2 protein-coding genes are annotated in these 10216 nt (G+C 38.6%); both read left to right on the plus strand.

All coding sequences use genetic code 11. The features are described from left to right. Positions 1-2 precede the first annotated feature (2 nt). On the plus strand, positions 3-5939 hold the full coding sequence (locus N8M16_RS08445) for a ZmpA/ZmpB/ZmpC family metallo-endopeptidase (protein ID WP_261069993.1): 5937 nt from the start codon (positions 3-5) through the stop codon (positions 5937-5939). Between the two features lie 315 nt (positions 5940-6254). Beyond that, positions 6255-10216 (plus strand): sialic acid-binding adhesin (locus N8M16_RS08450; protein ID WP_261069994.1); only part of this gene is annotated, 3962 nt, incomplete at its 3' end.

Consider the following 10216-nt stretch of genomic DNA (forward strand, 5'->3'; position numbering starts at 1 on the left):
GAATGAGAAAAACAAAACAACAACTAGAAAAAATCACCAAATATTCGATTCGTAAGCTAACTGTTGGGGTAGGTCCTGTAGCCATCGGGGCCTTCCTTTTTGGTGCCAGTACCCTTTCAGTAGATAAGGTGCAAGCCAATGAAGTCGGCGGCGCTCATAGCGTTCATTACCGTTATTTGGCGGAGCAGGAATTGACCGAGTCTGAAAAAGCCCTGATTCATCATGAGGTTCCAACAGAATTTCAAGATGAAGATATTCTCTATGTAGTTTATCGCAAGAAGGCAACTAACAGTCAACAACTTCCTTACACAGGAAGTAAGGAACTAGCTTTGGCAGGTCTTGGCTTGGCAACTGCTTCTCTAGCAGTCTTTTTGGTGTCCAAAAAAGGTCGCAAAGAGGTTCTAGGTGTTCTCTTGATTGGTTCTTTAGGAGCCAGTACCTTTGTACCTTATGGGACATTCGCATTTGAAAATAAAGAATTGCTTTCTTATAACCAAACTATTTCGGCCTCTACACATGAAGGTTTGGCTGAAGGGATTATCCACATTGATGGTTATGAATACATCGGATACTTCAAGGAAGCAGAACTCCATCCATCAAGACCAGCTTCAGCTGAGAAGCCTCAGTTGCCAGTAGAAAAGCAAAGTGCAAATGAAATCGAGAAAACTGAAGTCGTTCAAGAAACACCGACTGTTGCGCCAGAAACTGTCGTTGAAAAACCTGTGACACAAACTTCAGTTGCTCCTGCTGTTGAAGAAAAACCAGTTTCTGAGAAGCCACAAACTAGACAGGAAGAGAGCTTGGTAGAGATTCCGTTTGAAACAGTCACAAGCCCAGATGCGAATCTAGCAGAAGGACAGACTCGTATCGTCACAGCCGGAGTAAATGGTCAGCGTCGCCTTGTAACCAAAGTATCAATGGTTAATGGTCAAGAAGTTAGAGAAGTTATCGAAGACCAAGTGGTTCAAAATCCTGTGTCACAAGTGATTGCAGTCGGAACGAAGAAAGAGGTGCAACCTGCTCCAACTCCAACCCCACAAGCTGAACCAACTCATCAAGTAGCTAAAGGGACGCAAGAAGAAGGCAAAGAAGGCCAAGCTCTAACACAACCAGAACTTCCAGAGGCTCCAGTTGAAGCAAAAGGTACCCAAGAGGAAGGCAAAGAAGGCCAAGCTTTAACACAGCCAACCTTACCAGAAGCTCCAGTTGAAGCAAAAGGTACCCAAGAGGAAGGCAAAGAAGGTCAAGCCTTGACACAACCAACCTTACCAGAAGCTCCAATCGAAGTAAAGGGTACCCAAGAGGAAGGTAAAACTGGCCAAGCCCTTGTACAAGAACAGTTACCAGAGTACAAAGTAACTGAGGGAACCCTTGTTGAAACATCGACTACAGACCTAGACTACAAAACTGAAACGACTGAGGATCCAACCAAGTATACGGACGAAGAAACTGTCGTAAGAAATGGAGAAAAAGGTAGTCAAGTTACTAAAACAACTTATAAAACAGTAGAAGGTGTTAAAACTGACCAAGTTATTTCAACTAGCACAGAAGTTACCAAGGAGCCTGTAAACCAACAGGTAAGTCGTGGGACAAAACCAATTGAAGGAACTCTGGTAGAAGAAAGTCTTGAAAAGATTCCATTTAAGGAAGTTGTTAAAGAAGATGACCAACTGAAAAAAGGCTTAGAAGTTGTAGCTCAAGAAGGAAAAGAAGGTCAGAAAAAAATCACCAAGACCTTTAACACCATCAGAGGAGTTAAAACAGAAGACGCTCCAAAAGTTACAGAGGAAATCCTTGAGGCACCTCAAGACAAAATTTTGAAACGTGGTACCAAGAGCTTTGAAAAACCAGTATTGACCATCACTGCAGTTGAACCTAAGGATTTGAAACGGACTTCAGATGTTAAGTATAGTCTAGAAAATCCAAGTAAGGCAGCCATTAAATCTATTACCTTAACTCTGAAAAAAGGTGATGAGATTGTCAAAACCTTGAATGTTTCACCAGATGACTTGACAACTACCCTGACAGATTTACAGTACTACAAGGATTATAAACTTGAAACGAAGATGGTTTATGACCGTGGTGAGGGTGATGAGGAAGAGGTTCTGAAGGAAGAACCGCTAAGAATTGACCTCAAAAAAGTTGAAATCAAAAACATCAAAGAAACAAGCTTGATGAGTGTGGATGCTGACGGTAATGAAACAGATACTAGTTTACTGACAGAAAAACCAACTGATGTTGCTCCGCTTTATTTACGAGTGACCACTCATGATAACAAAATAACAAGACTTGCTGTTGACAAGATTGAAGAAGTAGAAAAAGACGGAAAAACTTTATACAAAGTCACTGCCAAAGCACCTGATTTGATTCAACGTAATGCGGATAACACACTTAGCGAAGAGTATGTTCATTATTTTGAAAAACAAAAAGCCAAAGAAGGTAATGTATACTACAATTTCAAAGAATTAATTGAAGATATGCAAAAAACTCCAAATGGTGAGTTTAAACTTGGTGCGGACTTAAACGCTGTGAATGTACCAACACCAAGTAAATCTTACGTGACAGCTAAATTCACTGGTAAGCTATCTAGTGAGGGTGATAAACGTTACACTATTCACAATTTAGCTCGTCCGTTATTTGCACAAGCTGAGAATGCTCATATTCACGACATCAATCTGGGTAATGTTGATATCAATATGCCTTGGGCGAACAAGACAGCACCGCTTGGTGAGATGTTTAAGAAGTCAACGATTGAAAACATTAAAGTAACAGGTAATGTTGTAGGTAACAATGACGTTACGGGTATGGTCAATAAACTGGATGAATCCAATATGCGTAATGTAGCCTTTATCGGCAATATTACAAGTGTAGGGAACGCAGGATGGTGGTCAGGTGGGCTTGTCAGCGAAAGCTGGAGAAGTAACACAGATAACTCTTACATTGATGCCTATATCAAAGGGAATAAAGCTAAGGTCGGTGGACTTGTTGCTAAATTGAATCATGGTGATAATCCGAGAGATGTTAGTGCATGGGGACGTTTGAAGAACTCTGTTGCAAAAGGTACGATTGATGTGAAAGAACCTCTTGAAACAGGTGGTTTGCTTCATTCTAACTGGTCATGGGGACTTGCTGAAAATAACGTTACTATGATGAAGGTGAAGAATGGTGGTGAGATTCTTTACGGTTCTCGTGATGCAGAGGATGATGATTACTTTGGTGCAAACTGGGTTCGAAATAATAATGTATTCGTTAATGGTGTAAGTGAAGGTAAACAATCCTATTCTCGTTCTAGTCGTTGGAAAGGTGTTTCCCAAGAAGAAGCTGATGCAAGAATTGCTAAAATGGGAATTACTGCACATGAATATACAATAACTGAACATTTTGTAGATAAGTTAAATCATAAGGAATCAAAAGCTGACACTTATAAATCTACTCAAGACTATGATGCATCTCGTGAGCTTGCTTACCGTAACATCGAAAAACTTCAACCATTCTACAATAAAGAATGGATTGTAAATCAAGGTAACAAGATTCCTTCAGATTCTAAATTACTGAATACAGAAGTATTATCTGTTACAGGTATGAAAGATGGACAATTTGTGACCGATTTATCAGATGTTGATCATATTATGATTCATTACGCTGACGGTACAAAAGAAGAAAAATCCGTATCACCTAAGGTTACATCAAAAGTGGCTCAAGTAAAAGAATATGCTATTACAGATTTAGGTGATGTCGTTTACACACCAAATATGGTGGATAAGAATCGTAACAAACTAATTGCTGATGTGAAAGAAAAATTAGCAAGTGTCGAATTGATTTCACCTGAAGTGCGTGCATTGATGGACAAACGTGATAAACCTGCTGAAAATAGTGACAATCATAAGAACAATTATATTCGTAACTTATTCTTAGAAGAAAGCTTTGACGAAGTAAAAGGTAACCTTGATAAACTTGTGAAAGCAATCGTTGAAAATGAAGACCATCAGTTAAACGGCGACGAAGCTGCAATGAAGGCTCTTGTGAAGAGAGTAGAAGATAACAAAGCAAAAATTATGATGGGTCTGGCTTATCTCAATCGCTATTATGGTTTTGCGTATGGTGATATGAGCATTAAAGACATCATGATGTTTAAACCGGATTTCTATGGTAAATCAACGAATGTCATCGACCGCTTAATTCAAATCGGTTCACGTGAACACTTCTTGAAAGGTGATAGAACACAGGATGCATATCGTGATGTGATTGCAAGTGCTACTGGTAAAGCTAACTTGCATGAATTCCTAAAATACAACATGGAATTATTCACAAATGATACTGATATGAACACTTGGTTCAAGAATAACATTGCGGATAATGCTTATGTTGTTGAGAAACAATCATCAAATCCAGATTTCGCTAATAAGAAATATAAACTGTATGAAGTAATTAACAACGGTCATCATGGACGTTATATCTTACCACTTCTTAACCTGAAGAAAGCGCATATGTTCTTAATTACGACCTATAATACGATTGCGTTTAGTTCGTTTGAGAAATATGGTAAGACAATCGAAGCCCAACGTGAAGAGTTCAAGAAAGAAATCAATTTACGCGCGCAAGAACAAATCAATTATTTGGACTTCTGGTCAAGACTTGCTGCGGATAACGTTCGTAATCAACTCCTTAAGAGTGAAAATATGGTACCATCAGCTATTTGGGATAATCACTTTGCACCAGACCTTGGTTGGGTTGACCGTATGGGACATACTAAGAACGGGGACTTTGCTCCGATTCGTGAATTCTATGGTCCAACAGGTAAGTGGCATGGTAACAACGGTATGGGAGCTTATGCCTATATTTTCCAAAATCCACAACCACAAGAAGCTGTCTATTATATTTTATCTAGCTTAATCAGTGACTTCGGAACGTCTGCATTTACTCACGAAACTACACATATTAATGATCGTATGGCCTACTTGGGTGGATGGCGTCACCGTGAAGGAACAGACGTTGAAGCCTTTGCTCAAGGTATGTTACAATCACCATCTGTATCAAATCCAAATGGTGAATATGGTGCCTTAGGATTGAATATGGCATATGAGCGTCAAAATGATGGTAAGCAATGGTATAACTATAATCCTAATATGCTAGATAGTCGTCAGAAGATTGATCATTACATGAAGAATTATAATGAATCAATGATGATGCTTGATTACTTAGAAGCTGATGCCGTTATTAAGAAAAATGAAGGTACAAATGATAAGTGGTTCAAGAAAATGGACCGAGAATGGCGTTCGAATGCTGATCGTAACAGTCTAAAAGGTGAGCCACATCAATGGGATAAACTTCGTGATTTAAATGATGAAGAGAAAAACATGAAGTTAACAACGATTGATCAATTGGTAAACAATAACTTTGTTACGAAGCATGGAATGCCAGGTAATGGACGTTACCGTTCGGAAGGTTTCGATTCTGCTTATCAAACAGTTAATATGATGGCAGGTATCTATGGTGGTAATACAAGTAGAAGTGCTGTAGGTTCTATTTCATTTAAACATAATACATTCCGTATGTGGGGTTACTTTGGTTACCTCGATGGTTTCTTAGGATATGCTTCTAATAAATACAAAGATGCTGCTAAGAAAGAAAACAACGGTTATGTTGGAGATGATTTTATCATTAAGAAAGTTTCAAATGGAAGATTCCAAAACTTAGAAGAATGGAAATCTGCTTGGTACCATGAAGTTCATGAGAAAGCTCAAAAAGGTTTTGTTGAAATTGAAATTAATGGTGAGAAAATTTCAACTTATGCGAGACTTCAAGAGTTGTTTGATGAAGCAGTTGAAAAAGATCTTAAAGGGAATGGATTTGGAAATACAGTTGGTCTGAAAGAGAAAGTTTATAAACAACTTTTACAAAAATCTAACGGATTTACTGGAGATTTATTCACTAAATAGTAGATAAGACTAGTATAATAAAAAGGTAGACCAGTTTTGACTGGATCTACCTTTTTTGATGTTTTTGCAGTTCTTAAATGTTCATTTACAAGCATAATTATTGAATATATTTATAACTAAAATACTAGAAAATAGATTTTCAAAAAGTAAATGAAATGTCAGGCAGGGCTTTGTTTTATGGATTCTGTTCTAGTTCAAACAACTTGCAAAAATAGCTTAAAAATTATAAAATGAAATATAAAGTAATTTGTAAATACGCATAAAATTTAATATAATATAATGTGTATTCAGATAAGAGAAAAGGAAATATTATAAATGAAGAACAAGCTTTCTGATAAGTCCCTTGAGAATCAGAGGAAAGAAAAAATCATGCGTTTCTCCATTCGTAAATATAGTTTTGGTGCAGCGAGTGTAGCGGTTGCTGCCTTTTTAATGTTTTTAGGAAATGGAGCAGTTGCAGCTGAACAATTGAAAGTAACTGAAGAGTCTTCTAGTAAAGTAGAGTTGGCTCAATCAGGTGGAGAGAAGGCTGAAAATCAGAGTGAGTCCAAAATCAGTGAGCCAAAAATTAGTAAACCAGAATTAGATAAAAGCCAACTTGCAAATTATATTGGTGAAATTGAAGGTAAGATTTCAAGTGGAGCCTACGCTAATAAGACAGAGGAAAGTGTAGCGAGTCTAGCTGCTGAGTTAGCTAATGCCAAAGCAACTTTAGCGAGCGCAAACAGTCAAGAAGAATTGACGAGTGCCTATCAAAAACTGGTTACTACTGTTAACTCAAAATTACGAAATAAGCCGGTTGAGAAAAAAGAAATTGTTTCAACAGATACTACTGAGGGTAAAGAAACAGTTGGTATCAAAGCTGAGAATACTGAGAAACCATCAGAATCAAATGCGATTGAAAATACTGGTGCCAATGATCCGCGTAATGGAAGTGAAATTGAAAAGGATACAACATTCCGTGCAGCTGTCAATCAAGATCCAAAGGTAGACTTTACATTCTCTATACCAGATGAGAAGAAAATCTATATTTATAACGAAGAGCATTTTTCATTAGAAATTCCAGTTTATTCTGAAACTGGAAAAATTCGCTATGCAACGATTAAGAAAGGATCTAGACAAAGATTCCCTAATGTTGCAGGTACAGATAATGACTTGGATGTTGAATTTGGATTTACAGCTACTGTAATAAATCGTGCTGAAACGGCAGGGGTAACATCGGAGGCGAGTCAAGCAAATCCTGCGAAAATCGTTATTACAGGTCGTCCAAACGATATACTGAAAAAACACAGAGATTATACAAAACAAGAAAACCAAACACTTAACGTGGGTACTCGTTATATTCAGGTGGTTGATGATCAAGGTAGAGAGAATCTTAAAAAAGGTGATAGTATTGCAGACCCAGGGTATTTCTACTTAGTGTTAAAATCTCAAGCAAAAAAATACGCCTTAAGATCTCAACCTACAGATGAAAAGATTTCTGTAACTAGTTTGACAAATCCTACAGCAGAAGATTTAAAGAAAATCAAAGATAGTATTCAATTAGAATATTCAACAACAAACGAAGATGCAAGGTTTGCTGATAAGCGTGGAACATTGGTAGAACATCCTGAGGATGTTATCCAATCAGTTAGTATCGTAGGAAATAACATTGTTGTTACATTTACAGATGGTTCGACGAAGACGAAGCCGGTAAGTGAAATTGTACAAAAAAATATTCCGCCAGTTGTTAATTTGCCATATTCAAACGAAGCTAACAGAAATATTTATATATATTCTGGAGAAGAGACAGATCTAACATTCACTGCAACTGATGAATCTAAGATTAAGGATCTAAAACTCCGTGGGCCTGGTGACATTAACTATAATAATGCAACTAGTTATGGGTTAGCAGTAGGGAATATCGTTGATAGTGCAGTTACTAGTGGGGAAGGTACTGTTTCTGAAGATAAGAAGACAGCAACCATTAAAATGACTGGAACAACGAATTTAACTGCTGGGAAAAAATGGACAAGTGTTATCGTTGCAAAAGATGACAACAATGGAGAAAGTGCACCTTTTAACGGAAGAATTAATGCAACTACTAATCCTGCAGAACGTCAAAAAATTGAAGGTTATGTTGAATTTGTTGTAAAAAATCAAACTACTAAATATGATATTAAGACTCCAGAAGGAACAGTTAGTGTAGTAGATCCAGCGAATGTTACGGCTGACGAATTTGAAAAAATTAAAGAAAAAGTAAAAATCGAATACTCTCAAACTAACGATGATGCTAATTTTACTAGCAAGAGAGGACAAGCTGTAGACAATCAGGCGACAAGAATTTCTACGATTACAAAAGATGCTAATGGAAATCTTGTTGTGACCTATAAAGATGGTTCAACTGATACAAAACCTTTATCAGAATTCACAAGTTTAAATAAACAACCTGCAATTGATGCGGTTAACAAGGCTGCTGAAGATAAAATTGCAGAGATTAATGCTAATACAAACGCAACTGCAGAAGAAAAAGCAGCTGCAATCGAAAAAGTTAATGCCGATAAGGCGAAAGCTTTAACAGCAATTAATGATAACTCGGTAACGACAAAAGCAGCATTAGATAATGCCAAAACATCTGGGACAACAGCGATTAGCAATGATAATCCTGTAGTAACGAAGAAAAATACGGCAAAAGCAGCTATTGACTCAGCTTTAAGAGCGAAAGAAGCAGCCATCGATGCGAATGACGACTTAACGACAGAAGAGAAGAATGCAGCAAAAGCAGATGCACAGGCAAAAGCGAATGCAGCAAAAACAGCAATCGATAATGCAACAACAAACGTAGCAGTGGACTCAGCCCAAACGGCAGGAACAACAAGTGTAAGTTCAGTAATGCCAACAGCGGTAGCGAAACCAGCGGCTAAGAAAGCAATCGAAGACGCGCTGAAAGCGAAAGTAGCACAACTTGATGCAAGAAATGATTTAACAACTGAAGAAAAAGAAGCAGCAAAAGCAGATGCACAAGCAAGAGCAACAGCGGCTAAAAATAATATTGATACTGCAACAACAAACTCAACAGTAGATAATGCGAAAACTACAGGCGTTGCTGATGTAGAAAGCGTTAATCCGCAAGCAAGCCAAAAGAAAACTGACGCAAAAAATGCAGTTGATGAAGCGTTAAAAGCAAAAGAAGCCGCTATAGATGCAAACAACGACTTAACAGACGAAGAAAAAACAGCAGCAAAAGCAGATGCACAGGCAAAAGCAACTGCAGCGAAAACAGCAATCGACAATGCGACAACAAACGCAGCAGTAGACTCAGCTAAAACGGCGGGGACAACGAGTGTAGGGTCAGTAAACCCAACGGCAGTAGCGAAACCAGCGGCTAAGAAAGCAATTGAAGACGCGCTGAAAGCAAAAGAAGCACAACTTGACGCTCGTGCGGACTTAACAGACGAAGAAAAAACAGCAGCAAAAGCAGATGCACAAGCAAGAGCAACAGCGGCTAAAAATAATATTGATACTGCAACAACAAACTCAACAGTAGATAATGCGAAAACTACAGGCGTTGCTGATGTGGAAAGCGTTAATCCACAAGCAAGCCAAAAGAAAACTGATGCAAAAAATGCAGTTGATGAAGCGTTAAAAGCTAAGGAAGCAGCAATTGATGCGAATAACGATTTGACTGCTGAAGAGAAAGCCAAAGCTAAGGAAGACGCCAAAGCCAAAGCCGACGCAGCGAAAACTGCGATCGACAATGCAACAACAAACGATGCGGTAGAACAAGCTAAAAACGCTGGAGCGACAAGTGTATCTTCAGTAACTCCAACACCAGCAGCTAAACCGGCTGCAAAACAAGCCATCGATGACGCATTGAAAGCTAAGAACGATGCGATTGATGCCAACAACGATTTGACTGCTGAAGAGAAAACCAAAGCTAAGGAAGACGCCAAAGCCAAAGCTGACGCAGCGAAGACTGCAATCGACAACGCAACAACAAACGATGCGGTAGAACAAGCTAAAAATGACGGAGCGACAAGTGTATCTTCAGTAAGTCCAACGGCGCAAGCTAAACCGGCTGCAAAACAATCCATCGATGACGCATTGAAAGCTAAGAACGATGCGATTGATGCCAACAACGATTTGACTGCTGAAGAAAAAGCCAAAGCTAAGGATGACGCAAAAGCCAAAGCAGACGCAGCGAAACAAGCAATCGACAACGCGACAACAAACGATGCAGTAACTCAAGCTAAAAACGCTGGGGCAACATCAGTAGATTCGGTGACTCCAACGCCGGT

This window comes from Streptococcus mitis (genome assembly GCF_946188375.1).
GTDB lineage: Bacteria > Bacillota > Bacilli > Lactobacillales > Streptococcaceae > Streptococcus > Streptococcus mitis_CX.

What these genes read in the sequence shown, in the direction of transcription:
- N8M16_RS08445 (WP_261069993.1), top strand. Translation starts at nt 3, where the DNA reads ATGAGAAAAACAAAACAACAACTAGAAAAAATCACCAAATATTCGATT.